At 67.7% G+C, this 25,508-nt stretch carries 24 protein-coding genes and 1 pseudogene; 13 read left to right on the plus strand and 12 right to left on the minus strand.

Annotated features, from left to right (window positions below; genetic code table 11):
• Window positions 1-61 precede the first annotated feature (61 nt).
• Window positions 62-1,369 carry a hypothetical protein gene (locus tag ABIB54_RS04075; protein ID WP_354574263.1) on the plus strand — a complete coding sequence of 436 codons (1,308 nt, stop codon included), beginning with the start codon at window positions 62-64 and terminating at the stop codon, window positions 1,367-1,369.
• 40 nt (window positions 1,370-1,409) lie between these two features.
• Here the strand turns inward: ABIB54_RS04075 and ABIB54_RS04080 are convergent, their stop codons facing one another.
• Window positions 1,410-2,657: an aspartate aminotransferase type Ic gene (locus ABIB54_RS04080; protein WP_354574264.1), complete on the minus strand. Its 1,248-nt coding sequence runs from the start codon at window positions 2,655-2,657 to the stop codon at window positions 1,410-1,412.
• Window positions 2,658-2,717: 60 nt separating this feature from the next.
• Between ABIB54_RS04080 and ABIB54_RS04085 the strand changes: the two genes are divergently transcribed.
• Window positions 2,718-3,881 (plus strand): MFS transporter, encoded by a 1,164-nt coding sequence (locus ABIB54_RS04085; protein WP_354574265.1) that lies wholly within the window; start codon window positions 2,718-2,720, stop codon window positions 3,879-3,881.
• An 87-nt stretch (window positions 3,882-3,968) separates the two neighbouring features.
• A complete protein-coding gene (locus ABIB54_RS04090; protein WP_354574266.1) occupies window positions 3,969-4,736 on the plus strand; it encodes a C40 family peptidase in 768 nt (255 codons plus the stop codon).
• Between the two features lie 78 nt (window positions 4,737-4,814).
• Here ABIB54_RS04090 and ABIB54_RS04095 read toward each other — a convergent pair whose 3' ends face one another.
• Window positions 4,815-5,621, minus strand: a complete 807-nt coding sequence (locus ABIB54_RS04095) for a thymidylate synthase (RefSeq protein ID WP_354574267.1) — start codon at window positions 5,619-5,621, stop codon at window positions 4,815-4,817.
• Between the two features lie 105 nt (window positions 5,622-5,726).
• Here ABIB54_RS04095 and ABIB54_RS04100 point away from each other — a divergent pair, with 105 nt between their 5' ends.
• On the plus strand, window positions 5,727-6,146 hold the full coding sequence (locus ABIB54_RS04100) for a pyridoxamine 5'-phosphate oxidase family protein (RefSeq protein ID WP_354574268.1): 420 nt from the start codon (window positions 5,727-5,729) through the stop codon (window positions 6,144-6,146).
• On the opposite strand, the gene ABIB54_RS04105 is transcribed toward ABIB54_RS04100, so the two are convergent.
• The 3 genes from ABIB54_RS04105 to ABIB54_RS04115 are packed head-to-tail and all read right to left on the minus strand — an operon-like array spanning window position 6,121 to window position 8,945.
• Entirely contained in the window at window positions 6,121-8,388 is a 2,268-nt protein-coding gene (locus ABIB54_RS04105) for a heavy metal translocating P-type ATPase (RefSeq protein ID WP_354574269.1), read from the minus strand. The genes ABIB54_RS04100 and ABIB54_RS04105 overlap by 26 nt on opposite strands.
• Window positions 8,389-8,390: 2 nt before the next feature.
• Window positions 8,391-8,624: a heavy-metal-associated domain-containing protein gene (locus ABIB54_RS04110; RefSeq protein ID WP_354574270.1), complete on the minus strand. Its 234-nt coding sequence runs from the start codon at window positions 8,622-8,624 to the stop codon at window positions 8,391-8,393.
• Window positions 8,625-8,663: 39 nt separating this feature from the next.
• Window positions 8,664-8,945, minus strand: a complete 282-nt coding sequence (locus tag ABIB54_RS04115) for a metal-sensitive transcriptional regulator (protein WP_354574271.1) — start codon at window positions 8,943-8,945, stop codon at window positions 8,664-8,666.
• Between the two features lie 221 nt (window positions 8,946-9,166).
• Here ABIB54_RS04115 and ABIB54_RS04120 point away from each other — a divergent pair.
• The 3 genes and pseudogenes from ABIB54_RS04120 to ABIB54_RS04130 form a co-directional block, all read left to right on the plus strand.
• Window positions 9,167-9,562: pseudogene (locus ABIB54_RS04120) on the plus strand (nitroreductase/quinone reductase family protein); the annotation flags it as partial.
• Window positions 9,563-9,665: 103 nt separating this feature from the next.
• Window positions 9,666-10,220, plus strand: coding sequence for a PadR family transcriptional regulator (locus ABIB54_RS04125; RefSeq protein WP_354574272.1), 555 nt, complete (start codon window positions 9,666-9,668; stop codon window positions 10,218-10,220).
• 4 nt (window positions 10,221-10,224) lie between these two features.
• On the plus strand, window positions 10,225-11,928 hold the full coding sequence (locus ABIB54_RS04130; RefSeq protein ID WP_354574273.1) for an ABC1 kinase family protein: 1,704 nt from the start codon (window positions 10,225-10,227) through the stop codon (window positions 11,926-11,928).
• A 109-nt stretch (window positions 11,929-12,037) separates the two neighbouring features.
• Here the strand turns inward: ABIB54_RS04130 and ABIB54_RS04135 are convergent, their stop codons facing one another.
• Window positions 12,038-13,324 carry an ArsB/NhaD family transporter gene (locus ABIB54_RS04135; RefSeq protein WP_354574274.1) on the minus strand — a complete coding sequence of 429 codons (1,287 nt, stop codon included), beginning with the start codon at window positions 13,322-13,324 and terminating at the stop codon, window positions 12,038-12,040.
• A complete protein-coding gene (locus tag ABIB54_RS04140) occupies window positions 13,321-13,809 on the minus strand; it encodes a CBS domain-containing protein (RefSeq protein ID WP_354574275.1) in 489 nt (162 codons plus the stop codon). The genes ABIB54_RS04135 and ABIB54_RS04140 overlap by 4 nt, the downstream gene beginning before the upstream one ends.
• A 250-nt stretch (window positions 13,810-14,059) precedes the next feature.
• Between ABIB54_RS04140 and ABIB54_RS04145 the strand changes: the two genes are divergently transcribed.
• Window positions 14,060-14,989: a LysR family transcriptional regulator gene (locus ABIB54_RS04145; protein ID WP_354574276.1), complete on the plus strand. Its 930-nt coding sequence runs from the start codon at window positions 14,060-14,062 to the stop codon at window positions 14,987-14,989.
• Here ABIB54_RS04145 and ABIB54_RS04150 read toward each other — a convergent pair.
• Window positions 14,932-15,792 (minus strand): aldo/keto reductase, encoded by an 861-nt coding sequence (locus ABIB54_RS04150; protein ID WP_354574277.1) that lies wholly within the window; start codon window positions 15,790-15,792, stop codon window positions 14,932-14,934. The genes ABIB54_RS04145 and ABIB54_RS04150 overlap by 58 nt on opposite strands.
• 31 nt (window positions 15,793-15,823) lie before the next feature.
• On the minus strand, window positions 15,824-16,795 hold the full coding sequence (locus ABIB54_RS04155) for an aldo/keto reductase (protein ID WP_354574278.1): 972 nt from the start codon (window positions 16,793-16,795) through the stop codon (window positions 15,824-15,826).
• Between the two features lie 118 nt (window positions 16,796-16,913).
• On the opposite strand from ABIB54_RS04155, the gene ABIB54_RS04160 reads away from it, so the two are divergent.
• The 5 genes from ABIB54_RS04160 (at window position 16,914) to ABIB54_RS04180 (ending at window position 21,726) form a co-directional block, all read left to right on the plus strand.
• A complete protein-coding gene (locus ABIB54_RS04160) occupies window positions 16,914-19,367 on the plus strand; it encodes a winged helix-turn-helix domain-containing protein (protein ID WP_354574279.1) in 2,454 nt (817 codons plus the stop codon).
• Window positions 19,368-19,421: 54 nt separating this feature from the next.
• Window positions 19,422-20,060 carry a hypothetical protein gene (locus ABIB54_RS04165; RefSeq protein WP_354574280.1) on the plus strand — a complete coding sequence of 213 codons (639 nt, stop codon included), beginning with the start codon at window positions 19,422-19,424 and terminating at the stop codon, window positions 20,058-20,060.
• A 3-nt stretch (window positions 20,061-20,063) separates the two neighbouring features.
• Window positions 20,064-20,273 (plus strand): DUF8691 family protein, encoded by a 210-nt coding sequence (locus tag ABIB54_RS04170; RefSeq protein WP_354574281.1) that lies wholly within the window; start codon window positions 20,064-20,066, stop codon window positions 20,271-20,273.
• The gene (locus ABIB54_RS04175) at window positions 20,270-20,944 is read left to right on the plus strand and encodes a DUF2306 domain-containing protein (RefSeq protein WP_354574282.1); all 675 of its coding nucleotides are present in this window, start codon (window positions 20,270-20,272) and stop codon (window positions 20,942-20,944) included. Before ABIB54_RS04170 ends, ABIB54_RS04175 begins: the two co-directional genes overlap by 4 nt.
• A 65-nt stretch (window positions 20,945-21,009) precedes the next feature.
• Complete coding sequence (locus tag ABIB54_RS04180) at window positions 21,010-21,726, plus strand: DUF4389 domain-containing protein (protein WP_354574283.1); 717 nt, start codon at window positions 21,010-21,012, stop codon at window positions 21,724-21,726.
• A 27-nt stretch (window positions 21,727-21,753) separates the two neighbouring features.
• On the opposite strand, the gene ABIB54_RS04185 is transcribed toward ABIB54_RS04180, so the two are convergent.
• Genes ABIB54_RS04185 through ABIB54_RS04195 form a run of 3 tightly spaced genes read right to left on the minus strand, consistent with a single transcriptional unit; the run spans window position 21,754 to window position 25,508 of the window.
• Window positions 21,754-23,211, minus strand: a complete 1,458-nt coding sequence (locus ABIB54_RS04185; RefSeq protein WP_354574284.1) for an FGGY-family carbohydrate kinase — start codon at window positions 23,209-23,211, stop codon at window positions 21,754-21,756.
• Window positions 23,212-23,215: 4 nt separating this feature from the next.
• Window positions 23,216-24,679, minus strand: coding sequence for an FAD-binding oxidoreductase (locus ABIB54_RS04190; RefSeq protein ID WP_354574285.1), 1,464 nt, complete (start codon window positions 24,677-24,679; stop codon window positions 23,216-23,218).
• Window positions 24,680-24,731: 52 nt separating this feature from the next.
• Window positions 24,732-25,508 carry an SDR family oxidoreductase gene (locus ABIB54_RS04195; RefSeq protein WP_354574286.1) on the minus strand — a complete coding sequence of 259 codons (777 nt, stop codon included), beginning with the start codon at window positions 25,506-25,508 and terminating at the stop codon, window positions 24,732-24,734.

Below are 25,508 nucleotides of genomic sequence, written 5' to 3' on the forward strand. Positions count from 1 at the left end.
TTCGTCGCGCGCCGGGTTTGCGCACTGCTCGCCACCGGGCGCGAAACGTAAGATACCGGCCATGCTCTTCCTGGCAATCCGCGCCGCTTCGTCAGACCTCGTCCAGGCCGTGACGACAGCGCTTGTAACCATTGTGGTCCTCTTCGCGATCGTCGTGATCGTCGGATTCACCATCCTGCGCCGGCGCCGGCGCCGGGCGGAGCTCGCGCCAGCCCGGGTGCCCGGCCCTCCCGCGAGCGAGACGGACCTCGCCACCCGCGCGAACATCCTGCTCGTGCGACTGGATGACGCGGTCGTCGAGGCCGACGACAACCTCGGATTCGCCGTCGCACAGTTCGGCGAGGAGCGTTCCCGCAGCTTCGCCGAGGCCCTCACGTCTGCCCGGCGCGACCTCACCGAATCATTCCGGTTGAAGCATCGACTCGATGACTCCCCGCCCGGTACGGCGACGCAGCAGCGTGAATGGAACGCCCGCATCATCCATCTCTGCGAGACCTCGCACAAGGCGCTCACCGATGAGGCGGCGGCTTTCGACGCCCTGCGCCGACGGGAGACCGATGCTCCCTCCGAGCTGGCCAAGGTCCGGATGCTCGTGGTCGCCACCTCGATGCGGGTGCCCACCGTGGAGAGCACCCTCTCGGTGCTCGGCGGTCGCTACTCCCCCGACGCGATTGCCCCCGTCGCCGGCAATGTCGCCGAGGCCCGGGAGCTGCTCACGACCGCGGGCCAGGGCGCGGAAGCCGCGAATGCGCGCCTCGCCGACCCGCTGGCGACCGATGTCGCCGATCGCGTGCAGGACGCGCGGGCCAGCGCAACCACGGCACTGAGGCTGCTGGATGCAGTTGACGCTCTCGGAGCCACTCTCGCCGAGCAGTCCGATCGGCTCGATCACCTCGCGAACCAGAGCAGGGTCGATCTCGCCGAGGCTCGGGTCGCACGGGATTCCGCTCCGGATCCGAGCTCCGGTGCGGCGATCGGAAGCGCCGTGACAGCACTCGAGTCCGTGCTCGGGTCACTCGACAGCAGGGACCCCGCCGCATCCCTCGCCCGACTCGAGGGAGCCGTGGCTGGGCTCGACAGCGCGCTCGCACACGCCCGAAACCAGAGCCAGCGGCTCGAACACGCCGGTGCGGCCCTCGCCGGAGTGCTGGTGAGTGCTCGGAGCCAGATCGCGGCGACGCAGGACTTCATCGCGAGCCGTCGAGGAGGCGTCGGAGCGGATGCCCGCTCCCGACTGGCCGAAGCGCAGAGACTTCTCGAGGTGGCCGAGGCGCAGTCCGACCCGGTCGCCGCCCTCGACAGCGCCCGCAGCTCGGCGACGTACTCGCGCGACGCGGACGCCCTTGCCCGGTTCGACGCGCACCGCTGACGCCCGCCGCCGGTCGAGGAGGGCGGGCTGACGTGCCGGGCTACTCGACCCGCGGCGCCGACATCCGCTCGACGGCGAGCAGCACACAGGTGCAGAGCGCGTCGATCGCGGCTTCGAGGTCGGACTGCGACGGGAAGGTCGGCGCGATGCGGATGTTCGTATCGTCGGGGTCGTCGCCGTAGGGGAAGCTCGAGCCCGCTGGCGTCACCGCGACGCCGATCTGGCCGGCGAGCGCGACCGCCGCGGAGGCGGCGCCGTGCGGAACATCGAGGCTCACGAAGTATCCGCCGGTCGGGGTGGTCCAGGTTGCGACGCCGGTGAGCCGACGCCCGAGGATCTCGAGCACCGCCGCAAAGCGGGGCTCGACGATCGCGCGGTGGGCGCGCATGAGGCGACGCACGCCGTCGGCGTCCCCGAGCATCCGCACGTGGCGAAGCTGGTTGATCTTGTCGGGGCCGATCGTCTGCACGGCCGTGTGGTGCTTCTTCCACGCGATGTTGCTCGCTGACGCCCCGAAGAAGGAGACTCCGGCTCCCGGGAAGGTGATCTTCGACGTCGACGCGAACACGAAGGGGCGATCGGCATTGCCCGCGGCTTCGGCTGCTGCGAGCACGTCGATCACGGCCGGCTCATCGTCGGTGAGATGGTGCACCGCATAGGCGTTGTCCCAGAACAGGCGGAAATCGGGGGCGGCGGTCGGCATGCTCACGAGCGCCTCGACCTCCTCCACGCTGAAGCTCGTGCCGGTGGGGTTCGCGTACATCGGCACCGCCCACATTCCGCGGATGCCCGCATCAGCGGCGACCAGACGACGGATGGTCTCCAGGTCGAGCGCGCCGTCGATGAACGGCACCGGGATCATGCGAATGCCGAGGGCCTCGCAGATCGCGAAGTGGCGGTCATAGCCGGGAACCGGGCAGAGGAAGCTGAGCCCCTGCACGTCGCGCCACGGTCCGGCGCCGCCGGACACCCCGTGAAGGAGCGCGGTGACGATCGTGTCGTGCATGACCGCGAGGCTCGCGTTGCCCGACGCGAGCAGCTGGGCGACGGGGATGGCGAGCAGCTCGGAGAAGATCTCACGCAGTTCGATGAGTCCGTCGGGTCCGCCGTAGTTGCGCAGGTCGACACCGGCAGCGTCACGGTAATCGCCCTCGCCCGGCAGCGAGAGAAGGGCGTTCGACAGGTCGAGCTGGGCGGGTGACGGCTTGCCCCGGGTGAGGTCGAGCGAGAGCTTCTTCGCGCGGAGTTCGGCGTACTGGGATTCGAGGACTGTGGTGGTTTCGCTCACCCCTCAAAACTACTGGATGAGGCACCGCGGATCGGTGCCGGCGTGCACCATCATGGGGGGATGCTCGAACCCCGGCGGAAAGCGCGAATCGCCGTCTCCGCCCTCTTCCTGCTGAACGGCGCGGCCTTCGCGAACATCGTGCCGCGGTTTCCCGACATCAAGGCCGCCCTCGACCTCTCCAACGGGCAATTCGGTATCGCGGTGGCCGCCTATCCACTCGGCGCCCTGGTCGCCGGCACTCTCGGTGGTGCGGTGATTCGGCGGTGGACCTCTGCGCGGATCGGACCGCTCGCGGTGCTGCTGCTCTCGCTCAACCTCGTGCTGATCGGGGCCGCGCCGGTCTGGTGGCTGTTCGCCGCCGGCCTCTTCATCGCCGGCACTCTCGATTCGATCGCGGACATTGCGAACAACGCCCACGGATTGCGGGTGGAGCGCCAGTACGGCACCTCCATCCTCAACTCGATGCACGCCCTCTGGAGCGTCGGAGCCGTGATCGGCGGTGTGATGGGAGCGCTCGCGGCCGGCGCGCGCATCCCTCTGGTCTGGCACTTCGCCTCTGCGGCCGTTGTCTTCATCGTGCTCGCCCTCCTGGCCGGCCGGTGGATGCTCGCGGGCTCGGACCTCGCGGAGGCGACGATCTCCGCTGTGCCGCAGGCGCGACGGGCTCGCCTCGGCCTCGCACGGCTTCTGGTTGCCCTCGGCCTCGTCGCGGCGGCCGCGAACATGCTGGAGGATGTCACGTCCACCTGGAGCGCGGTCTACCTGCGTGACTCGCTCGGTACCGGTGCCGTGGTCGCCGGCTTCGGATTCATCGCCCTCCAGGGCGCGCAGACCGTCGGTCGATTCGCCGGCGACTTCCTGGTGACGCGGTTCGGCGACCGGGCCGTGGCGCGAGTCGGTGCCTCCCTCGGCCTCGTCGGGATGTCCGTCGCGCTCATCTTTCCCACGGCCGTCACCACGATCGTGGCCTTCGGCCTGGTGGGGGCCGGCATCGGCACACTGATTCCCGGGGCGATCCGTACCGCAGAGGCGCTGCCCGGCCTTGCGCCGGGCACGGGGCTCACCTGGGTGACCACGACGATCAGGATCGGGCTCTTCCTGTCGCCGCCGCTGGTCGGATTCGTCGCCGATGTCGCCTCCCTGAGGGTCGCACTCATCATCATGCCGGTGCTCGCCCTGGTGATTCTCGTGCTCAGTCGCGCTCTCGGTCGCCGCACCGCCTGAGCGTGTTGACCCCGACTCGGGGGCCATGGGCTATCGTGGCCGTAGGTCACAACCCGATAACGCTAGCGATTTGGATCTCCCCCACCCTTGGCTTCACATCTCGGCAGACATTCCCTCCGGGCGCCCTCTCGTCGATCGACCCTGTCGCTGAGGCGTGCTGCCGGCACCGCCGGCGCCATGGTCATGGCGATGGGGATGGCCGCGACCATGGCCATTCCGGCGGTCTCAGCAGCGGCGACCGCCGCACCCTCTGCAGCGTCGTCGTCGAATGCTGTCGCAGACTTCATCCAGCAGTCCCAGCAGTCGAAGGCACAGCAGTCGAAGGCACAGCAGTCGAGGGCACAGCAGTTGCGCGTGAGCGCCGCGGTCGCCGAGACCCCGGTGACCCGCGACACGAGCACGGTGTTCTACGCCGCGGCGGTTCAGACCGCCGCCGGTGTCTATGCCGGTGGCGCGAAGCCTGCCACTCCGCTGTCGGTCGGGGCGAGCATGCACATCAACCCGCCGGACCTCGGAGGAGGCGGTGAGGCAGTCGTGCAGTACGCGCTTCAATTCGTCGGAATGGTGCCCTATATCGCCGGCGGCAATTCGCCGAGCACCGGGTTCAGTTGCGACACCTTCGTGCGCTACGTCTACGACAAGTTCGGCGTCTCCCTCCCGGGGGATGCCGTGGTCGAGGCCAGCAAGGGCACGGCCATCCCCGAGTCGGAAGCCGTGATGGGCGATCTCGTCTACTACTCGCACCAGCACATCGGCTTCTACGACGGTCACGGTGGCATCATCGATGCGCCGAAGCCCGGCACCGATGTCTCGCACCGCCCGATCTGGGGCCACCCGATCTTCATCCGGCTGTAGGTGCGGCCACCGCGCCCTGCCCGACCCGGCGATGATTCTCGCCGAGGGACGCGCAGCCGGCCAGCCGCTGCGGGACGGTCAGACCGCGACGGGCGCCTTGATGGCGGGATGGTGCTGGTAGTCGAGGACCTCGAAATCGTCGAACCCGTAGTCGTCGATGCTGTCCCGCGCTGCGAGGCGCAGGGTCGGCGCGGGGAACGGGTCCCGCGTGAGCTGTTCCGTCACCTGATCGACGTGGTTGTCGTAGATGTGGCAGTCCCCGCCGGTCCAGATGAACTCGCCGACGCCGAGACCGGCCTGCGCGGCGATCAGGTGGGTGAGCAGCGCATAGCTCGCGATGTTGAACGGCACCCCGAGGAAGAGGTCGGCACTGCGCTGGTACAACTGGCAGCTCAGCTTGCCGTCGGCGACGTAGAACTGGAACAGCAGGTGACAGGGGGCGAGCGCCATGCTCGGGATGTCCGCCACGTTCCACGCGGACACGATCAGCCGCCGAGAGTCGGGGTTCGTCTTGATCGCCTGGATCACCTCGGCGATCTGGTCGATCGTGCCGCCGTCTCGAGTGGGCCAGGATCGCCACTGCACCCCGTAGACGGGACCGAGGTCGCCGTCGGCATCCGCCCATTCGTCCCAGATGGTCACCCGGTTGTCCTGCAGCCAGCGGGCATTGCCGTCTCCTCGCAGAAACCAGAGCAGTTCGTAGGCGATGGATCGGAAGTGCACCCGCTTGGTCGTGATGAGCGGGAAGCCCTCCGCCAGGTCGAAGCGCAACTGCCGACCGAACACGCTGCGCGTGCCGGTACCGGTGCGATCGGACTTCTGCGCGCCGTTCGCGAGGGTGTCGCGCAAGAGGTCTTCGTAAGGGGTGGGGATTGCCGTAGTCATCACGTTCGAGCGTAGAGCCTGTCGAGCACATTCGGGACTTTCGACCCGAGGACCGGCTGCCGGCACTGGTGGACTGGATGCCTTCCCTGACCGTGAGGAGCCCCCATGCCAGATTCCCCCGAATCCCCCGTCGACGTGCTCGGCGACGAAGCCAGCTGGCATCTGTTGGCCTCCGCCGATCTCGGCCGGCTCGCGGTCTCGACCGAGGGCGGTGTCGACATCTTTCCCATCAACTACGTGGTGGCGGATCGGGTGATCTTCTTCCGCAGCGCTCCCGGCTCCAAGCTCATGGACCTCACGACCCATCCGATCGTCGCCCTGGAGACGGATGGCACGCACCGCCGGCGACGCTGGAGTGTGGTCGTCAAGGGCACAGCCGTGCGCCTCGGCTCCGACGAGGAGATCGAGGCATCGGGCGTTCTCCGCCTTCACTCGCTCATGCCGACGGAGAAGTGGAACTACGTGCGCATCACCGCGTCGTCGATCACCGGGCGGCAGTTCACGAGTTCGCACCGCGCCGGGTAGTCGCGGCCCTGTCCGCGGGCGCGAAACTGCGCAGCCTCAGGCTGTTCGTCACGACGAAGACCGAGGAGAACGCCATCGCCGCTCCGGCGAGCAGTGGGTTGAGCAGGCCGAGCATCGCGATCGGCAGCGCAGCGACGTTATAGGCGAAGGCCCAGAACAGGTTGCCCTTGATCGTGCCGAGAGTGCGGCGTGCGAGTCGCACCGCGTCGGCCACGACGAGAAGGTCACCACTGACAATCGTGATGTCGCTGGCGGCGATGGCCGCATCCGTTCCGCCGCCCATGGCTATTCCGAGGTCTGCCGCCGCGAGCGCCGCGGAGTCGTTGACCCCATCGCCGACCATCGCCACCACCCGACCGTCTGCCTGAAGGGCGTGGATCAGGTCGAGCTTGCCCTGGGGGGTCACTCCGGCATGCACCTCGTCGATGCCCACCTCTGCGGCGACGGTACGAGCGGATCCGGCATTGTCCCCGGTGAGGAGCACCGGGCGAAGACCCAGCGCGCGGAACCGCGCTATGGCTTCCGCGCTCGTCGGCTTCACGGCATCCCGCACGGTGATGATGCCGCGCAGCTCGCCATCCCAGGCCACGGCGATCACGGTGGCGGCGGCGTCCTCGCCCGAGTGCACGGCGGCGGATGCGGCGCTCGACAGCGCGATGGACCAGGAGTCGGCGAGCCACGAGGCCCGTCCGGCGAGAATGAGTCGGCCATCCACGACCGCCTGCACACCCTGCCCGGCCTGCGCGCTGAACGATGCCGGTTCGCCGGGAGGGATGCCCTCGGCTGTAGCCAGCGCGACGATCGCCCGCGCAACCGGATGCTCTGACCCGCTCTCGACGGAGGAAGCGGCGCCGAGCAGTTCGGCCCGGGACGTGGCACCGAGGGGCTCCACCGAGACGACCGCCATGGTGCCGGTGGTGATCGTGCCGGTCTTATCGAGCACGATGGTGTCGACGGTGCGGGTCTGCTCGAGCACCTGCGGTCCGCGGATGAGGATGCCGAGTTGAGACCCACGGCCGGTACCGACGAGCAGGGCAGTGGGGGTCGCGAGTCCGAGCGCACACGGGCAGGCGATGATCAGCGTCGCCACCGCGGCAGTGAAGGCCGCCTCGAGCGAGCCGCCGAAGAGCAGCCACCCCACGAAGGTGATGAGGGCGAGCCCGAACACCACCGGCACGAAGATCGCGGAGACCCGGTCGGCGAGCCGCTGCGCCTTGGCTTTGCCGCTCTGCGCATCTTCGACCAGGCGGCCGATGCGGGCGAGCTCGGTGTCGGCGCCCACCCGGGTCACCTCCACCACGAGTCGTCCACCGACGTTGACCGTCGCTCCGACGACCCGATCGCCCGCCGAGACCTCGACGGGCACAGATTCTCCGGTGATCATGCTGCGATCGACGGCGGATGCCCCCTCGGTCACGAGACCGTCGGCGGCGATCTTCTCCCCCGGGCGCACGACGAAGCTGTCGCCGGGCACCAGGGTCGAGACGGCGACGCGGGTCTCCACTCCCCCGCGGAGGAGCGTGGCATCCTTCGCCCCGAGGCGCAGCAGCGCCTTGAGTGCCGCTCCGGATTCCCGCTTCGCCCGTGCCTCGATGTACCGGCCGCCGAGGATGAAGACGGTCACCGCGGAGGCGACCTCGAGGTAGATCTCGCTGGCGCCCGAGCGCGTATTCACCAGCTGGAAGGTCATGTGCATGCCGGGTTCGCCGGCGCTGCCGAAGAACAGCGCGTAGAGCGACCACGCGAAGGCGGCGATGACCCCGACGCTCACCAGGGAGTCCATCGAAGCCGATCCGTGCCGCGCGTTGAGAACGGCGACGCGGTGGAACGGCCAGGCGCCCCAGACCACGATCGGTGCCGAAAGGGTGAGGGCGAGCCACTGCCAGTTGGTGAACTGCAGGGCCGGGATCATGGAGAGCAATACGACCGGAATGGCGAGGCTCGCGGAGATGATGAGGCGTCGACGCAGCTCTGCGGCGTCGCGATCGACCGGCGGTGCGGCCTGCTCCTCGGCCACGACCGACACCGGGAGGGTGGCGGTGTAGCCGGCCGCTTCGACCGCGGCGATGAGAGTGGCGGCATCCGCCCCTCCCGTCTCCACGTGGGCTTTCTCGGTGGCGTAGTTGACGGTGGCCGACACGCCCTCGATGCGGTTGAGCTTTCGCTCGATGCGAGTGGCGCAGGAGGCGCAGGTCATGCCCCCGATGTCGAAGTTCAGGTCCTGCAGCTCGGTGCCGGCCATGACTACGCCGAGACCAGCAGGTATCCTGCTTCGGTGATGGCGGCCCGGATGCCCTCGAGCGGCACCGGGGCCGAACTCACGACGGTGACATCCGAGGCTCCACCCACCCTGAGGTCGACCGTCACGCTCTCGACGCCGGAGAGTTCGGAGACCTCCTCCGTGACACTGGCGACACAGTGGTTGCAGGTCATCCCCTCGACCAGGTAGTGCTGTTCGATATTCGTGTGTTCTGGCATGGTGAAATCCTCAGTTTCCGCTCGGTGGTCTCTGGTCGTTCAGGAGCGCACGAGTCGCGCGATGGCGGCCGAGGCTTCCTTGATCTTCTCGTCGGCGACAGGCCCGCCCTCCCGAGCGGCCTCGGCGACACAGTGTGCGAGGTGGTCATCGAGCAGGGCGAGCGCCACGGTCTCCAGTGCCTTGGTCGCGGCCGAGACCTGGGTGAGGATATCGATGCAGTAGGTGTCGTCCTCGACCATGCGCTGGATGCCGCGCACCTGCCCCTCGGCACGTCGCAGCCGCTTGACGAGATCGTCCTTGTTCTGGCTGTACCCGACCATGATGCGACCCTTCTCTATACCCCTATGGGGTATAAATGTACGCCTCGGTCCGCCCGAAGTCAAACGCTTGGCGGTCGCCCGACGGCGAGCGAGGGCAGCGTCGCGAGCGACACCCGGTCCGCTCGCGAACGGCCCGCAGTAGGCTCCGATCATGCCAAGCACACGGTCGATGAAACTAATGGAATCCGCCCACCGCTTCCTGCAGCGCCTCACGGGGGGGAAGGGCCGGCTGGAACATCGCCGGGATGCCCGTGATCGAGCTCACGACCACCGGCCGAAAGAGCGGTGAACGCCGGACGACGATGCTCACCTCTCCCGCGAGGGACGGGGATGCCTATGTGGTGGTCGCCTCCCGCGGTGGAGACGACCGCAACCCCGCCTGGTTTCTCAACCTTCGGGACGATCCCCGGGTGGAGGTCGTGATCGAGGGTCATCCCCGTGTACCGATGCTCGCGACCATCGCGGATCCCGAGCACAGAGCCCGACTCTGGCCCCTCATCGCAGGACGGTACGCCAACTACGCCGGCTACCAGAGGAAGACCGACCGGGAGATCCCCCGCGTGCTGTTGCGGCCCCTGTCGAGTGCTGCCGAAGGTCAGCTTCCGGGCGCCGATTAACAGCTGTCAACAATGTGTCGTGACGTATCGTTGAGACGTGAGCGACTGGCATATCGGTGCTGGCACTTCAGCACCGGCCACATCCGTCCAGAGAGGACACATCATGCGCACCCCATCTTCTTCCGGCTTCGACCTGTGGGAGGCCGTCGACGGCCTCCGCGAGAACTTCCCCCGCATGGCGGGATACATGAACTCCGGGCAGCCGGGGCAGACCGGCCGGATGGGCCGAGGAGACGTGCGCACCGCCATCCTCGTCGCCCTGGCCAAGGAGCCGATGCACGGCTACCAGATCATCCAGTCCATCGAGGCGAGCACCAACGGGGCCTGGAAGCCGAGCGCCGGCTCCATCTACCCCACGCTTCAGCTGCTCTCCGACGAGGGACTCGTCAGCTCGGAGCAGGTCGGTGAGCGCAAGGTCTATTCCCTCACCGAGGCGGGCAAGGAAGCCGCCGCCGAGTTCTCCAGCGGCCCGACGCCCTGGGAGCCGCGCCGGTCCTGGAACTCCGACCGCAACACCGCACTGCCGAAGGCCGGGGCGAAGCTCGCCCAGGCTGCCGCGCAGGTCGCGCAGAGCGGCACCGCCGAGCAGAGGGAGCGTGCCGTCGCCGCGATCGACGAGGCGCGCCGCACGCTCTATTCCATCCTCGCCGAGGACTGAGGGCATGCCGCCCGATCGCGGCACCAGCACTGCATCGCAGATAGACCCCGCCTACCGCGCACGGTATCGCCGCATCATGCGGTTCTCCGCGTCCGCTCTGGCGCAGACCTGGTGGTTCGAACTCGTTCTGCCGCGATTCGGCCTTCGCCGACTCGCGGCCCGCAGCCGCACCAAGCGGGTGCAGCGCATCGCCCGACGCTTCTATGTGCTCGCCGCCGATCTCGGCGGACTGATGATCAAGGTCGGCCAGTTCCTTTCGTCGCGCCTTGACATCCTTCCCCCGGAGATAACCAAGGAGCTCGAGGGGCTGCAGGATGAGGTGGAGCCAGAGCTGTTCGAGCGCATCCGCCGCCAGGCCGAGACAGAACTGGGCATGCCGCTCGAGCAGGCCTACGCCTCGTTCGAGCCGATTCCCATCGCCGCGGCATCCCTCGGCCAGGCTCATCGCGCTCGATTGACCGCCGGGATCGCCGCCGATGTCGGTTTCGAGAACGTCGTCGTGAAGGTGCAGCGGCCGGGCATCGAGAAGATCGTCGAGGTCGACCTCGCGGCGCTTCGCCGGGTGGCCCGCTGGCTCTCCCACGTGAAACTCGTTTCGAACCGCGCCGACGCCCCCGCGCTCGTGGAGGAGTTCGCCGCGACGAGTCTCGAGGAGATCGACTACCTTCACGAGGCCGCGAGTGCCGAGCGCTTCGCGGAGGACTTCGCCAGCGATCCCCGCATCGGCGCGCCCGTCATCGTGTGGGACCGCAGTGCCCTCCGCGTGCTCACGCTGTCGGATGTGACCGCGATCAAGATCTCGGATGTCGCGGGCCTCACCGCGGCGGGAATCGACCCGGCAGAGGTCGCGCAGGAGCTCGCGCGGTCCACCTTCCAGCAGATCTTCGTTGCCGGCTTCTTCCACGCGGATCCGCATCCGGGAAACATCTTCATCACACCGGGAAGACCCGGGACCGACGAGGACTGGCGCCTCACCTACGTGGACTTCGGGATGATGGGCGAGATCTCCGACTCGCTCCGGAGCGGGCTTCGCGACTTCATCCTCGCGGCGGTCGGTCGGGACGGTCGCGCCCTGGTCGCCGCCCTCGAACGCCTCGGCGTGTTGCTCAAGACGGCGGACACCAACGAACTCGAGCGGGCCATGACCGCCCTGTTCGACCGTTTCGGCGGCATGGGCGTCGCCGAGTTGCAGACCGTGGACCCGCGTGAGCTGGAGAAGTTCGCGCGGGGATTCGGCGAGACGATCCGAGCCCTGCCCTTCCAGCTGCCCGAGAACTTCCTGCTGCTGGTGCGGAGCATCTCCCTCATCTCGGGGGTGACGAGCGCGCTGAACAAGGACTTCAACATGTGGGACGCCGTCGACCCCTTCGCGCGCACCGTGCTGAGCTCGACCAGCGGAAACGCGCTTCGCGGCATCGGCCAGCAGGCGGTGAGCTATGCGAACACGCTCGCTCGGCTTCCGCGGCGACTCGACGAACTGGCCACCCGCCTCGACCGCGGACAGGTCGCCGTGCGGGCCCCGGAGGTCGACCGCCGGCTGCGGTCGATCGAGCGCTCCGTGAGCCGCCTCGCCTCCGCGCTCGTCTTCGCGACGCTGCTCATCGCCGGGGTGCTTCTGCGCCCCACGGATGAGACGCTCGGCTGGGTGCTGATGGGGGCATCCGCCCTCCCGTTGCTACACGTGGTCGTGACGGCGCGGCGGCGCTGACGACCGGGTCGTTCGCCTCGCCCGCTCGAAGTGCCGCATCACCCGCAGCGGCGATTCCGGAGTCACCCCGATGCGTCGCGGGGACCAGAGCCCTGTGTGCCGCCCCCGCTCAGGCGAAGTACCTCAACCAGAGGTAGGGCAGGCAGAGCGTGACCGTGACGGCGGTCACCACGAGCCCGTACTTGGTGAAGGTCCAGAAGGAGATGGGATGCCCGTTGCGCATCGCGATGCCGAGCACGACCACGTTGGCGCTTGCTCCCACCGCGGTGGCATTTCCCCCGAGGTCAGCACCGAGCGTCAGCGCCCACCAGAGCGGCTGGGCGGGCTGGCCACCGGCCTGCACCAGGTCGTTGACGAGCGGGGCGAGAGTGGCGACATAGGGGATGTTGTCCACGATGCCCGAGAACACGGCGGATCCGAACAGGAGCCCGGCCGTCGCACCGAGGTAGTTGGTGCCCACGGCCTGGATCGCCGCCTGGCCGACGGCTTCGATCACTCCGAGGCTCACCAGCCCGCCCACCATGATGAAGAGGCCGGCGAAGAAGAGCAGCGTCTGCCACTCGACGTCCGCGAAGATCTTGCGGGGCTCGAGCCGGGTGATGAGCACGAGCAGCCCGGCCCCGAGCAGCGCGACGATCGCCGGCTCGAGGTTCACGAGCGAATGCAGGATGAAGCCGGCGATCACGAGCGCCAACACACTCAGCGACTTCACGAGCAGCGGCACATCGCGGATCGCCTCCCGCTCATTGAGCGCCATCACCCGCGCGACCCGCGCCGGGTCGAAGCCGAGCTGCTTGCGAAACATGAGCCAGCACAGTCCGACGAACACGACGAGCAGGATGACGACGATCGGCGCGACGTTGACGATGAAGTCATTGAAGCTGAGGCCGCCCCGGCTGGCAATGATGATGTTGGGCGGATCGCCGATCAGCGTCGCCGTTCCGCCGATGTTGCTCGACATGACCTCGGCGATGAGAAAGGGTATCGGCGAGATCGTGAGCCGGTCGCAGATCAGGAGGGTGACGGGGGCGATGAGAAGAACCGTCGTCACGTTGTCGAGGAACGCGGACAGCACGGCGGTGATCAGCACCAGCATGACCATGATCACGAAGGGGCGGCCCTTCGCCCGTTTCGCGGCCCAGATCGCCAGGAACTCGAAGAGACCCGATTGCTGGAGGATGCCGACGATGATCATCATTCCCAGCAGCAGGAAGATGACGTTCCAGTCGATCCCGCTCTCCTGGGAGAAGAAGATCCCCCTCTTATCGGTCGCGCCGATGATCACCATGAGACCGGCGCCGACGAGCGCGACGGTGACGCGGGGCACCTTCTCGGTCGCGATGAGGACGTAGGCGCCGACGAATACCGCCAGAGCCAGGATGACCTGGATGCTCATGCGTCGTTGTGCGAGGTGTCGGACGGTGCACAGAACGTGAGGATGGCATCCATCAGGGCGGTGAGCGTGACGAACTGGGCGTCGGGCCCGCTCGATCCCTTGATGAGAGCGATCTGCGCCCGGGCATTCGCCATGCGGGCGGCCACCTCGAGGATCGTGTCGTCCGCATCCACGCGGAGGAGTTCGTAGATGTGGACACGGTCGTCGTCGATCAGCTCCCCGATGGTGCTCTGGCCCGCTTTAGCCCAGACCTCCTCGGCCGCCTCTTCGTCGAGCACCCCGGCCAGCGCCATGTCATCGAGCACATAGCTGGGCACCAGGAGGCCCAATACGTCGACCGCGGAGACCACCGCCGAGGGAACTCCGGCCGAATCGGCGATCACGAGACCGACGAGGTCATCGGCGGCGATGGCACGCGCGGCCTCCAACGCGGTGGTTTCCCGCGCGACTATCGGAAGGCTGACGTGAAGATCGGATGCGCGCATGGGGTCCCCTCAGAAGTTGGCAGCAGTCCTGCTGCGCCGACCAGACTTCCCGGCTCACCTCAGTCGAGCGTAGCGGGGGTTCACGCTTCTCGTGTGGGCGGTCGCCGCGGTGAGGAGGCGTCGACGGCCCAGCGCGCCAGCCGTGCCTGGTCTCGACCCGGGTGATGACCGGCGCCTCCCGCCCACCGCATCGATGATTCTGCGCTGATCGGCTTCTGGCCGGGCATCTATTCATTGCTAAGGTCGCTGAATGGAATTGCGTCAACTCGAACACTTCGTCACCGTCGCCGACGAGAGGCACTTCACCCGAGCGGCCGAGCTGCTTCAGATCTCGCAGTCGGGCCTCTCCGCGTCGATCAGGGCTCTCGAAACCGAGCTCGGCATCTCGCTGTTCGTTCGCAGCACGCGCCGCGTCGAGCTCACCGCCGCCGGCCAGGCGCTGCTCGCCGACTCGATTCGTACGCTCGCGAGCGCCGCCGCAGCGCAGAACGCGGTCGCGGCGGTGCGGGGGCTCGTTCGTGGGCGCCTCACCGTCGGCGCGGAACCCTGCATCGGCGCGATCGACCTTCCTGCCGAACTCGGGCGATTCCGACTCGCGAATCCCGGCGTCGAGGTACGGCTGCGCTACGAGGGATCCGTCGATCAGCTCGACAGCGTGGCGAGCGGGCTCCGGGATGTGGCCCTGGTCGTGGTGACCGGTCCCGCCCCGCAGGGCGTGCGCTTGCGCCCGGTGAGTTCGCAGAAGCTCGTGGTGCTGTGTCATCCGGAACATCCGTTCGCCTCACGCAGCGAGGTCGATATCGAGTCACTGCACGACCAGCCGATGATCGGCTTCCAACCCGGGTGGGGCGCCCACGTGCTGGCGCGCCGGGCATTCGCGGCGGCGGGCTACGACTACCGCACCGCAATGGAGGTCAATGACGTGCACCCTCTGCTCGACCTCGTGGGCTACAACCTCGGGGTGGCGATCGTGCCGGCGAGCTTTGCCGCGAAGCGTCCGGACACCCTCTGCGCCGTGCCGCTGCCCGAGAACGTGCCGCACTGGACGGTCGCCGTCGCGATGGCGGACGAACCGAGTCCGGCCGCCACCGCATTCCTCGACCAGATGTTCGAGGGGAGCGCTCAGGCCGCGTCGAGCATCGAGAGCTCTTCGGCGGTCAGGGTGACCTCGGCCGCCTGAACCGAGTTGGTGATGCTCTCGGGACGCGACGCGCCGGGGATCGGGATCACCCAGGGCGACTTCGCCAGCTCCCAGGCGAGGCACACGACCTGCGGGGTGATGCCACGGTCGGCCGCCACCTTTCCGAACGCCGCGAACCTGTCGCCGAGCGCAGCCGCGGAGGTGATGCCTCCGAGCGGACTCCACGGCAGGAATGCGATCCCGAGTTCATCGCACAGCTCGAGTTCGGGCTCGCTGCTTCGGAAGGCGGGCGAGAACTGGTTCTGCACCGAGGCGAGCCGGCCGCCGAGCACCTCCTGCGCGAGTCGGATCTGCTCCGGGTTCGCGTTCGAGATGCCTGCCTGCCGGATGGTGCCGGCGTCGAGCAGGTCGCGGAGGGCGCCGATGGAATCCGCGTAGGGCACCGAGGAGTCCGGACGGTGGAACTGGTAGAGGCCGACCGCCTCGCCACCGAGCCGCTTCAGCGAGGCCTCCGCCGCCTTCTTCAGGTATTCGGGGCGGCCATCCTGGGTCCAGGAGCCGTCTCCCGGGCGCAGGTGGCCACCCTTGGTGGCGACGAGCACAGCCGAGGTGTCCCCTCCCCAGGAGGCGATGGCCTTTGCAATGAGCGACTCGTTGTGGCCGACATCCGTCGCGGTCAGGTGGTAGGCATCCGCCGTATCGAAGAGCGTCACCCCCAGATCGAGAGCAGCGTGGATGGTCGCGATGGAGCGAGCCTCATCGGGCCGCCCTTCGATGGACATGGGCATGCCGCCGAGGCCGATCTCGCTGACCTGTACATCGCCGATGGTTCGTGTCTTCATGTTCGTGGGTCTCTCTTTTCGGGTGAACGGATTACCAGGCGTAGTCTTCCGGCGCGGTCTTGCGACCGGGGAAGATCTCGTCGAGTCGGGCGAGCGCGTCGGCGTCGAGGGTGACGTCGAGGGCACGCACCGCGGCATCCAGCTGGTCCATGGTGCGCGGTCCGACGATGGGAGCGGTCACCGCGGGCTGGTGCAGCAACCAGGCCAGTCCGACATCCCCCGGCTCATGGCCGAGCTCCTCGGCGAAGTCCTCATAGCGCTCGATGGCTTCGCGATGGGTCTCGAGCGTCTCGGCCGCGCGGCCCTCCAGGCGGCGCTTGCCATCCCGCTCCTTGCGCACCACTCCGCCGAGAAGCCCGCCGTGGAGCGGCGACCACGGGATGATCCCGAGGCCGTTTCCCTGGGCGGAGGGGATCACCTCGAGCTCGATATCGCGCGTGAGCAGGTTGTAGATGGACTGTTCGCTCACCAGCCCGGTGAAGTTGCGTCGGCGCGCCTCCGCCTGAGCGGTGGCGATGTGCCATCCCGCGAAGTTGCTGCTGCCGGCGTACAGGATCTTGCCCTGCGCGACGGCCGTCTCCATCGCCTGCCAGATCTCGTCCCACGGGGTATCCCGATCCACGTGATGAAACTGGTAGAGGTCGATGTAGTCGGTCTTCAGCCGCGAGAGGCTCGCATCGAGAGCGCGACGGATGTTGAGCGCCGAGAGCTTGCCCTCGTTCGGCCACTGCGTCATGTCGCCGTAGAGCTTGGTGGCGAGAACCGTGTGCTCGCGCCGGCCGTTGCCCTGTTCGAACCAGTTGCCGAGGATCGTCTCCGTGGTGCCGCGGCCCAGTTCGCCACCGTACACGTTCGCCGTGTCGAAGAAGTTGATGCCGTATTCCTGCGCCGAGTCCATGATGGCGAAAGAGTCGGACTCCGTCGTCTGAGGGCCGAAATTCATGGTTCCGAGGCAGAGGCGGGAGACGGTGAGGCCGGAGCGGCCGAGATGCGTGTATTCCATACTTCTACGGTGCTCCCCAGCCGCCCATCTGTCCAATAGGAACTGCGGATGCTACTCAGCAGTCGGGGTTCTCAATGACGGAATCCCGGGGGTGAGCCCGCGGCCCTAACATGAGCACATGCCGATGCCGGTTCTGGCGACAAAACTCTTCGTGCCCCTGGCGCGGGCGCAGGCCGTCGCCCGGCCGCGGCTCGTCGACCGGCTGGATGCGGGCATCCGGTCCGGCGCAAAACTCACCCTGATCTCCGCCCCGGCCGGGTTCGGCAAGACCACCGTGCTCAGCGATTGGGTGGCCAGGATCGGCCGGCCAGAGGCCGGAATGCGGGTCGCCTGGTTATCGATCGAGTCCGGTGATAACGACCCGGTGCGGTTCTTCGGCTACCTCGTTGCCGCGCTGCAGAGCGCCGACGCCGCCATCGGTGCGGCACTCCCGGCGGGCGAACGGCCGAGCGAAGCGACCTTGACGGCACTCGTCAACGACCTCGCCGGCAGCGCCCACGAGATCCTCCTGGTGCTCGACGACTTCCACCTCATCGAAGACCCCTCCGTGCGCGACGCGATGGTCTTCCTGCTCGACCATCTGCCGCCCACCGCGCACCTGGCGATTGCGAGCCGCTCCGATCCCCTGCTGCCCATTGCACGCCTGCGAGCGCGGGGCGAGCTGACGGAACTGCGCGCCGCCGACCTCCGCTTCACCCCCGACGAGGCCGCCGGATTCCTCAATCGGGCGATGGGCCTTGCGCTGTCGCCCGACGATGTCGCCGCTCTCGAAGCCCGCACCGAGGGATGGATCGCCGGACTCCAGCTGGCCGCCCTCAGCATGCGGGACCGCGCCGACACATCCGCCTTCATTGCCGCATTCGCCGGCAGCAACCGATTCGTCATCGACTATCTGATCGAGGAGGTGTTGGAGCAGGCGCCCCTCGACGTGCGACGGTTCCTCTGCGACACCGCCATTCTCGAGAGGTTCACCGCACCACTCTGCGAGGCGGTCAGCGGCCAGGGCCGGGGCGAGGAGATGCTCGACGCCCTCGAACGGGCGAACCTCTTCATCGTCGAACTCGATGATCGCCGCGAATGGTTCCGCTACCACCACCTCTTCGCGGACGTGCTGCGGGCGCGTCTTCTCTCCGGCGGCCCCGAGCATGTCGCGGCACTCCACAGCCTCGCCAGCGGGTGGTTCGAGGCCAATGACCTGCCGGAGGAGGGCGTGGCTCATGCTCTGGCGGCCTCCGATTTCTCCCGGGCCGCACGGCTGATCGAAGCCACGATTCCGGGTGTGCGCAAGTCCCGGCAGGATGCGACGCTGCTCGGATGGCTCGCCCTCCTCCCCGACGACGCGATCGATCGGCGGCCCGTGCTCGGGGTCTTCTCCGCCTGGTTCTCGCTGGTCTCCGGCGACATCGCCGCCGTCGAGGCGAAACTCGTCCGAGCGGAGAGGTCCCTCGAGACCGGGCACGACTCGGAGCCCGGCCAGGAACTCGACACGCTCCCGGTCACGATCTGTCTGTATCGGGCATCCGTCGCGCTCGCCACCGGTGACCTGGCCGGCATCACCCGGCACGCCGGCCTCGCCCTCGAACTCACGAGCCCCTCCGATCACCTCGGGCGGGGCGCGGCCGCCGGGCTCCTCGGCCTCGGCAAGTGGGCCGCCGGCGATCTCGAGGCCGGCGTGACGGCATTCGGCGAAGCGGCGCGCAGCCTGCGTCTCGCCGGCAACCTGACCGATGCCCTGAGCACGACGATGGTGCTCGCCGACATGCTCATCCCCCTCGGCCGCCTCGCGGAGTCGCGCCGCGCGTACGAGGCGGCCTTGCGAGAGGCGACCACCACGCTCGCCGGTGGCCCACCCACCGCAGATCTCCACGGCGGAATCGCCGAAGTGCTGGTCGAGCTCGGTGCCCTCGAGGCCGCCGAAGAGCACCTGGCCGCGGGTGCCGCGCTGGGTGATGCGGCGTTCTCGAGTGAACACCATCACCGATGGTTCGTAGCGAAAGCACTCCTCGCGCAGGCCAGGGGCGAGCTCGACGCCGCTCTCGAACTGCTCGAGTCGGCGGAGCGGCACTATCGCCGGGGTTTCTTCGCCGAGGCCCGATCGATCGCGGCCATGAGGGCGCGCATCCTGATCGTGCAGGGGCACCTTCCCGAGGCGCAGGCGTGGGCGGATTCTCTCGGCCTGACCCCGGAGGATGCGCTGAGCTACCTGACCGAGTACGCCCACATCACTCTGGCGCGGCTACTGATCGCGCAGGGTGACCCCCGCGCGGCCGGACTGCTCGAACGGCTGCTCCTCGCCGCCGAGGGCGGTGGCCGGGCCGGGGTCGTGCGAGAACTGCGCGCGCTGGCCGGACGCCCGGCCGGCGAGGCGAGCGGCGCCAGGGAGGGGCTGAGCAACCGCGAACTGCAGGTGCTGCGACTGCTCGCCACAGAACTCACCGGCCCCGAGATCGCGCGCGAACTCTACGTCTCGGTGAACACGCTCCGCACCCACACCCGGCACGTCTTCGAGAAGCTCGACGTGAACGGGCGCACCGCCGCCGTGCGGCGGGGGCGCGAACTGGGTGTGCTCTGACTATCACCAGATGTGGTGATGCCGGGTCACCAGGTGCGTTCGTAGGTTGCCCCTATGAACATCACCTCAACCACCCTCACTCGCGCCGCCGCCGTGGCCGCCGCGCTTGCCGGAACCGCCTACATCGTCATCCAGTTCATCCACCCCCTGGATGTCGTCGAATCACTCTCCACCCAACGCTGGGTGACGGTGCACATCATCAGCTTCGCGGAGGCGGTGCTTGCACTGATCGGCTTCGCCGGAATCTACCTGCGCCAGGTGCGCCAACTGGGGCTGCTCGGGCTCATCGCCTACGCGGCGCTCGCACTGTTCTTCGTGCTGCAGGCGGCCTTCAACTTCTCCGAAGCCCTCATCGCCCCGCTCATCGCCGTCGACGCCCCACAGTTGGCTGTCGACATCGTCGGACTGTTCGGCCGCTACCCGGCGGTCAATGACCTCGGGATGCTCGCCGGAGTGCCGCTGGTCGGCAGCATCCTCTACATCGGCGGTGCGCTGCTGTTCGGTATCGCGATCATCCGCGCTCGGGTGCTGTCTCGCGGTGCGGGAATCCTGCTGATCGCCGCGGCCGCCATCACCCCCGTCGCCGGCGCGCTGCTGCCGCACACCCTGGAACGCCTGGCCGCGCTGCCCATGGGCGCAGCGATGGTCTGGCTGGGGTGGTCTCTCTGGTCGAGCCGGATGCCCACGGCCTGAGTCATGTACGAGATACGCCTGCAGGGACAGCTCGACCACCGGTGGAGCGACTGGTTCGAGGGATTCACGCTCGCCGTCGACAGCGACGGAACAACGACCCTCACCGGCCCGGTCACCGACCAGGCTGCCCTGCACGGACTGCTGAGACGGATCGGTGATCTCGGCGTGACACTGATTTCCCTCAACGAGTTGCACAAGGAGAACGAGAAATGACCACAACCGTCGCCAGATCGACCGGCCGAGGAACCACGGGCGCGCGCCGCCAGTGGCTGGTGCCCGCCGGGCTGATCCTGCTCACCCTCGTCCCGATCCTCGCCGGCGAAGTACGACTGCACGAGATTGCCAGCGGCGCCGTGGAAACCGCGAAGAACGCGCGGTTCCTCGAATCGCCGATCCCGGTCGCGACCCACATCGTGAGCGTGACGATCTTCAGCATCCTCGGCGCGTTCCAGTTCGTCCCCGCGCTGCGGCGCGGTCGGAGCTGGCACCGCATCACCGGGCGCATACTGATCCCGGCCGGGCTGGTCACCGCGCTGTCGGGCATGTGGATGGCTGCCTTCTACCCGCACCCCGCCGGCGAGGGCCTCCCCCTCACCGTCATTCGCCTGGCTTTCGGGGCGGCGATGGTGGCGAGCATCGCCCTCGGCATCCGCGCGATCGTGAACCGCAACTTCGCCACACACGGGGAGTGGATGACCCGCGCCGACGCCATCGCCGTCGCTGCGGGTACCCAGGCGATCGTCCTCATCCCCGAGACCATCATCTTCGGGCCCGGCAATGAGTTGCCTCGAACGACGTTCATGGCGGCCGCCTGGGTGATCAACCTCACGATCGCCGAGCTCGTCATCCGTCGGCGGCGCCGGGTCCCCGCGGCGAGCCGCTGAGGACCGCGGACCACCCGGACATCAACCACAGCGCAGTTCCCAGCCGCAACCGAAGGAGCAGAACCATGTCTTATCCGCTACGACTCGAAGCAACCCTCGACCCGCACCTGTCGCGCTGGCTGTGGATCGTCAAGATGTTCCTGGCCATCCCGCACTACGTGATCCTCGTCGTGCTCACTGCGGCATTCGTGATCACGAGCCTGATCGCGGGGATCGCGATTCTCGCGACCGGCCGCTATCCGCGTGCCCTGTTCGACTTCAACGTGGGAGTGCTGCGCTGGAACTGGCGCGTCGGCTTCTTCGTCTACGCGGCGCTCGGCACCGACGCCTATCCGCCATTCACCCTCGCCGCCACCGACTACCCCGCCACCCTCGACGTCGACTACCCGGAGCGACTCTCCCGCCCCCGCGTGCTCGTCGCCTGGCTGCTCGCCATTCCGCACCTCCTCGTGGTTGGGTCGTTCGTCGGCATCATCATGCTCTACCCGTGGGATGCCTATGCGAGCTGGCAGGGCGGGCATCCGGTCGGCGGGTACTCGGTGCTCAATCTGCTCGTGGTGATCGCGGGAGTCTTCCTTCTCATCACGGGGCGCTACCCGACCTCGCTGTTCGAGTTTTTGGTGGGATTCAGCCGCTGGACCTACCGCGTCGTCGCCTTCGTCGGGCTGATGACGGAGGTGTATCCGCCCTTCCGGCTGGATGCCGGCGGCCAGGAACCCGGCCGAGAGTCGCCCTCCCCCGCGAGCCCACTGCACGAGACCGCTGCGGTCACGGTGCGCTGAGCTGCCGTCCGGCCAGTCTCGACGACCTCAGTCGGTGAGTTGGGAATTCATCCACTCGAAGAGGTCATGCGATCGAGCTCGGAGTTCTGTGTGCACGCGATGAAACCGGCGATAGTCGCTTGCGCCGCGGAGGGAAGGCGAGACGACTGGCGCGTGTCGCACCATCCGCGCCACGGCCTCGTCCCAGGAAGGATGCATACCGCTGCCGACTGCCGCACAGACCGCCGCACCCATCCCGGCCGCGTCGTCGACCTCTGCCCGTTTGACGTCGACGCCGAAGACGTTCGCGACAATCGACGCCATGAGGTCCGATCGTGCGCCGCCGCCCGAAAGGATCACCGTGTCGAAGCGGCGGTCGAGCGCGGACTCCATCGCCGCGGCATGGTCGGCCATCGTGAAAGCGAGGCCCTCCAGAATTGAACGGTAGATGTGGAAACGGCCCTGGCTGCCGTCGAAGCCGAGAAGCGCACCACGCCGGTGTGGCGCGTGATCGGGTGCCAGCCAGTCGAGGACCGTCATCAACCCATTGCTCCCGGGTGGCACATCCGCGGCACCAGCGTTCAGGCGGGCCTCGAGTCTATAGAGATGCTCGCCGTCGACTTCGGATGCTCTCCCGTTCGTCTCGGACTCGAGCAGGGAGCGGAACCAGCTGACCGTCCACATCCCGCGCCGGATCCCCTCGCTTTCGTAGAGGAATTGTCCGGGGGACGATCCGAAGTTCACCCAGAACGCGTCGGACTCGCGGGGTTCCGAGCCGATGGTCATGGACGAGACGTAGGTTCCGAGAGAGAGCACCAGCTCCGATTCCGATCGAAGACCGGCCCCAAGCGCTTCGACGGCCTTGTCGTTCGCGGTGGCGTAGACCGTGATGCCGGCGGGCAATCCCGTGGCCTTGGCCGCCGCATCCGTCACCGTTCCGAGCGCGTCACCGGGGTCGACCAGGTCGAAAAGCAGCTCCCGCGGCATACCCGTCTGTCGGTAGGCCGCCGCATCCGTCGACCAGCGCCAGGTGCGCGCGTCGATCGGCCAGATGCCTTGGTAGTTGGCCGACGTGTCCCTGAAGGCGCCGGTCAGACGGTGCGTGATGTAACCAGACGATGTGGTGACGTATCGGGCTTCTTCGGACGTCCGCTCGTAGGGGAGCCCGACCCGCGCGTCCATCCAGCTGAGCATGGGCTCGACGAGATGCCCGTCAGCGGCGAGGATCGCGCGACAGAATCGGATCGTACAGAGGCCGACCGCAACGATCTTCGAGGGATCACCGGCAAAGCGCGAGAGCGCAAGCCGGCAGGCCGACGCGATCGAGTCCCACACGTCGTCGTCCGGATGCACCACCTCGCCCGGTTCGGGGCTCTGGTAGGCGCGCAAGCCGACGCGCGCGTTCGCGTGGATGCGCCCCTCCGCATCCACGATCGACACCTTGGTGCTCTGCGAACCGTTGTCGATCGCGACGACAAACTGCCGTGAGGGATCAGCAGCCGCCACCGGCTCAGGCCTCCAGGGGGAAGATGGTGCCCGGGTTCATGACTCCATTCGGGTCGAACGCCGCCTTCAGCTTCAACAGAATGGGGTAGGCGCTCCCATGCTCGATCTCAGTCCAGGCCGTGCGGTACTTGCCGATGCCATGATGGTGCACCATCGAACCTCCCAGCCGGAGCGACTCCTCCACAATGAGGGCGTTGATCGGCTCATGGTACTCGGTGATTTCGTCGCGTGGTTCGCAGTGGATGTTGTAGTCGTAGACGAAGTACAGGTTCGTGCCCGTCTGGTAGCTGTGCGAAGAGTGCGCGCCGAGCATCGTCAGGTCGGCCGCCCTCGGGAACTCCGAGCGCACGCGCGTCATGACGGCCTCGTAGAGGTCGTTCACGCGTGACCAGTCCATGGAGACCTCCGTGGTGTAACCGAGGTGCGCATCCGCGATCATCGTCGCCTTCTCGGCGTCGATGGAACTCTGGTCCCAGTTCAGGTGGTTGAACCAGTCCTCGATGAGAGCCGAGTCGACACGCTCGTGCGGGCGGGAGGCGAATACTTCTTCGATGGCACCGGCCGTTGCCTCGGCGATCGGGGCCGGGCCCTCCGCCATGAGCACGACCACGTTCTTATCCTTCGCGAAGTGCGCGAAGTGCTGGCGGGCATCCTCGGGCGAGTAGACGCGGCAGATTGAGGGGCGGTAACCGGAGGTGATCAGCTCGCGGAGCGCATCGACGCCCTGTCCGAAGTCGTCGAGGAGGAAGCCGAAGAACTTGTTGTTCTGGGGCTGGTAGGTGAACACCTTGATGGTGACCTCGGTGATGAAGCAGAGCGCCCCCTCATTGCCGATGACGATGTGCCGGATGTCGGGGCCGGCCGCGCGGCGAGGAACGTTCTTGATGCGGCTGATCGTCCCATCGGGGAAGACGGCCTCGAGCCCGATGACCATGTCTTCGATACCGCCATACAGGGTCGAGAACTGTCCGATCGAGCGGGTCGCCGTCAGCCCGCCGTACTGCGCGAGTGGCTTCGACTGCGGTGAGTGGCCGGTGGTGAGTCCCTGGGTGCGCAGTTGATCCTCCAGCACCTGGAGCGGAACTCCGCATTCGACCGTGGCCATCATGTCGACGGGGTTGATCGAGACGATCGCGTTCATCCGCGACCCGTCGAGGACGATGGAGTCGGCAACCACTGTCTCGAGGCCGCCCTCGGTCGCGGTACGCCCGGTTCGCGGCACGACGGCGACGAGATTGTCGTTCGCAAAGCGCAGGACCGCCGCCACCTCCTGGGCGGTCCGGGGGTAGACGATGACAGAGGGGAACGGCCCGTCGTAGATGCTGTGTGCCGCCGAGTACTTCTTGAAGCGATCGACGCTGGCTTCGCGCAGCGCGGTCTCATCGGTGTCGAGGTGGTCGGAGCCGAGAAGGTCGGCGACGGCCGACACGATCTGCTCACGGGTCAGGGGTGATCGGGATGCGGTCATTGTTGCTCCTGGAGCTGAGGTTGAGGGGTGGGCGTGATCGGATCGAGGAGGATCAGCGAACGAGGTACCCGCCGTCGACCACGAGCGTGTGGCCGTTGACGTAGTCGGATGCGCGGCTCGACAAAAAGATCAAGGCACCCATGAGGTCGGCCGGGTCTCCCCAGCGGTTCGCCGGGATGTGTTCGAGGATGCGGCGGCTGGTGTCCGCGTCCGCCCGGGTCTGTTCGGTGATCGCGGTTGCGAAGTATCCGGGAGCGAGCGCATTGACCTGGATGCCATGCTCACCAAGCTCATCGGCGTATGCCTTCGTCAAGCCGACGATGCCGGCCTTGGTCGCGGCGTAGGCGGGGGACATCCGCCCGCCAAGGAAGGAGAACAGGGAGGCGATGTTCACGATCTTGCCAGAGCCCTGCGCGATCATCAGCCTGCCTGCTTCGTGGGCGAGGTCGAAAGCCGCGGTGAGGTTGACGGAAATCATCGGGTCCCACTTGCTGCGATCGAACGCGATCACGTCATCGAGCAGGCAGATGCCGGCCGAATTGATCAGGATGTCGACACCGCCGAGGCGGTCGACACAGGTCGCGACGACCTGCGCCGGCACGCCGCTCTGCGTGATGTCAGCCTGGAGAAATTCGTAGCGGCCCCCACGTTCGTCGACCAGCCGAGCGGTCGTGCCGTCGTCGTCGTCGAGGCTCGGCACGAAGACGTCGGCTCCCGCTGCCGCAAGAGCGACGACGAACGCCCGCCCGAGCCCGGAGTTGCCGCCGGTGACGATCGCCCGCTTGCCTTTCAGCGAAAAGAAATCCGTGCTGAATTCGGTGATGTCCAT

Source organism: Frigoribacterium sp. UYMn621, from assembly GCF_040549525.1.
Taxonomy (GTDB): domain Bacteria; phylum Actinomycetota; class Actinomycetes; order Actinomycetales; family Microbacteriaceae; genus Lacisediminihabitans.

Excerpts from the sequence above, each read along its gene's own strand:
- ABIB54_RS04075 (WP_354574263.1), top strand. The coding sequence starts at position 62 with ATGCTCTTCCTGGCAATCCGCGCCGCTTCGTCAGACCTCGTCCAGGCC.
- ABIB54_RS04110 (WP_354574270.1), bottom strand. The coding sequence starts at position 8,624 with ATGCCAGAACACACGAATATCGAACAGCACTACCTGGTCGAGGGGATG.
- ABIB54_RS04085 (WP_354574265.1), top strand. The coding sequence starts at position 2,718 with ATGCTCGAACCCCGGCGGAAAGCGCGAATCGCCGTCTCCGCCCTCTTC.
- ABIB54_RS04095 (WP_354574267.1), bottom strand. The coding sequence starts at position 5,621 with ATGACTACGGCAATCCCCACCCCTTACGAAGACCTCTTGCGCGACACC.
- ABIB54_RS04165 (WP_354574280.1), top strand. The coding sequence starts at position 19,422 with ATGAACATCACCTCAACCACCCTCACTCGCGCCGCCGCCGTGGCCGCC.
- ABIB54_RS04105 (WP_354574269.1), bottom strand. The coding sequence starts at position 8,388 with ATGGCCGGCACCGAGCTGCAGGACCTGAACTTCGACATCGGGGGCATG.
- ABIB54_RS04175 (WP_354574282.1), top strand. The coding sequence starts at position 20,270 with ATGACCACAACCGTCGCCAGATCGACCGGCCGAGGAACCACGGGCGCG.
- ABIB54_RS04190 (WP_354574285.1), bottom strand. The coding sequence starts at position 24,679 with ATGACCGCATCCCGATCACCCCTGACCCGTGAGCAGATCGTGTCGGCC.
- ABIB54_RS04160 (WP_354574279.1), top strand. The coding sequence starts at position 16,914 with ATGCCGATGCCGGTTCTGGCGACAAAACTCTTCGTGCCCCTGGCGCGG.
- ABIB54_RS04170 (WP_354574281.1), top strand. The coding sequence starts at position 20,064 with ATGTACGAGATACGCCTGCAGGGACAGCTCGACCACCGGTGGAGCGAC.
- ABIB54_RS04135 (WP_354574274.1), bottom strand. The coding sequence starts at position 13,324 with ATGAGCATCCAGGTCATCCTGGCTCTGGCGGTATTCGTCGGCGCCTAC.
- ABIB54_RS04115 (WP_354574271.1), bottom strand. The coding sequence starts at position 8,945 with ATGGTCGGGTACAGCCAGAACAAGGACGATCTCGTCAAGCGGCTGCGA.
- ABIB54_RS04130 (WP_354574273.1), top strand. The coding sequence starts at position 10,225 with ATGCCGCCCGATCGCGGCACCAGCACTGCATCGCAGATAGACCCCGCC.
- ABIB54_RS04180 (WP_354574283.1), top strand. The coding sequence starts at position 21,010 with ATGTCTTATCCGCTACGACTCGAAGCAACCCTCGACCCGCACCTGTCG.
- ABIB54_RS04100 (WP_354574268.1), top strand. The coding sequence starts at position 5,727 with ATGCCAGATTCCCCCGAATCCCCCGTCGACGTGCTCGGCGACGAAGCC.
- ABIB54_RS04150 (WP_354574277.1), bottom strand. The coding sequence starts at position 15,792 with ATGAAGACACGAACCATCGGCGATGTACAGGTCAGCGAGATCGGCCTC.
- ABIB54_RS04140 (WP_354574275.1), bottom strand. The coding sequence starts at position 13,809 with ATGCGCGCATCCGATCTTCACGTCAGCCTTCCGATAGTCGCGCGGGAA.
- ABIB54_RS04195 (WP_354574286.1), bottom strand. The coding sequence starts at position 25,508 with ATGGACATCACCGAATTCAGCACGGATTTCTTTTCGCTGAAAGGCAAG.
- ABIB54_RS04155 (WP_354574278.1), bottom strand. The coding sequence starts at position 16,795 with ATGGAATACACGCATCTCGGCCGCTCCGGCCTCACCGTCTCCCGCCTC.
- ABIB54_RS04125 (WP_354574272.1), top strand. The coding sequence starts at position 9,666 with ATGCGCACCCCATCTTCTTCCGGCTTCGACCTGTGGGAGGCCGTCGAC.
- ABIB54_RS04145 (WP_354574276.1), top strand. The coding sequence starts at position 14,060 with ATGGAATTGCGTCAACTCGAACACTTCGTCACCGTCGCCGACGAGAGG.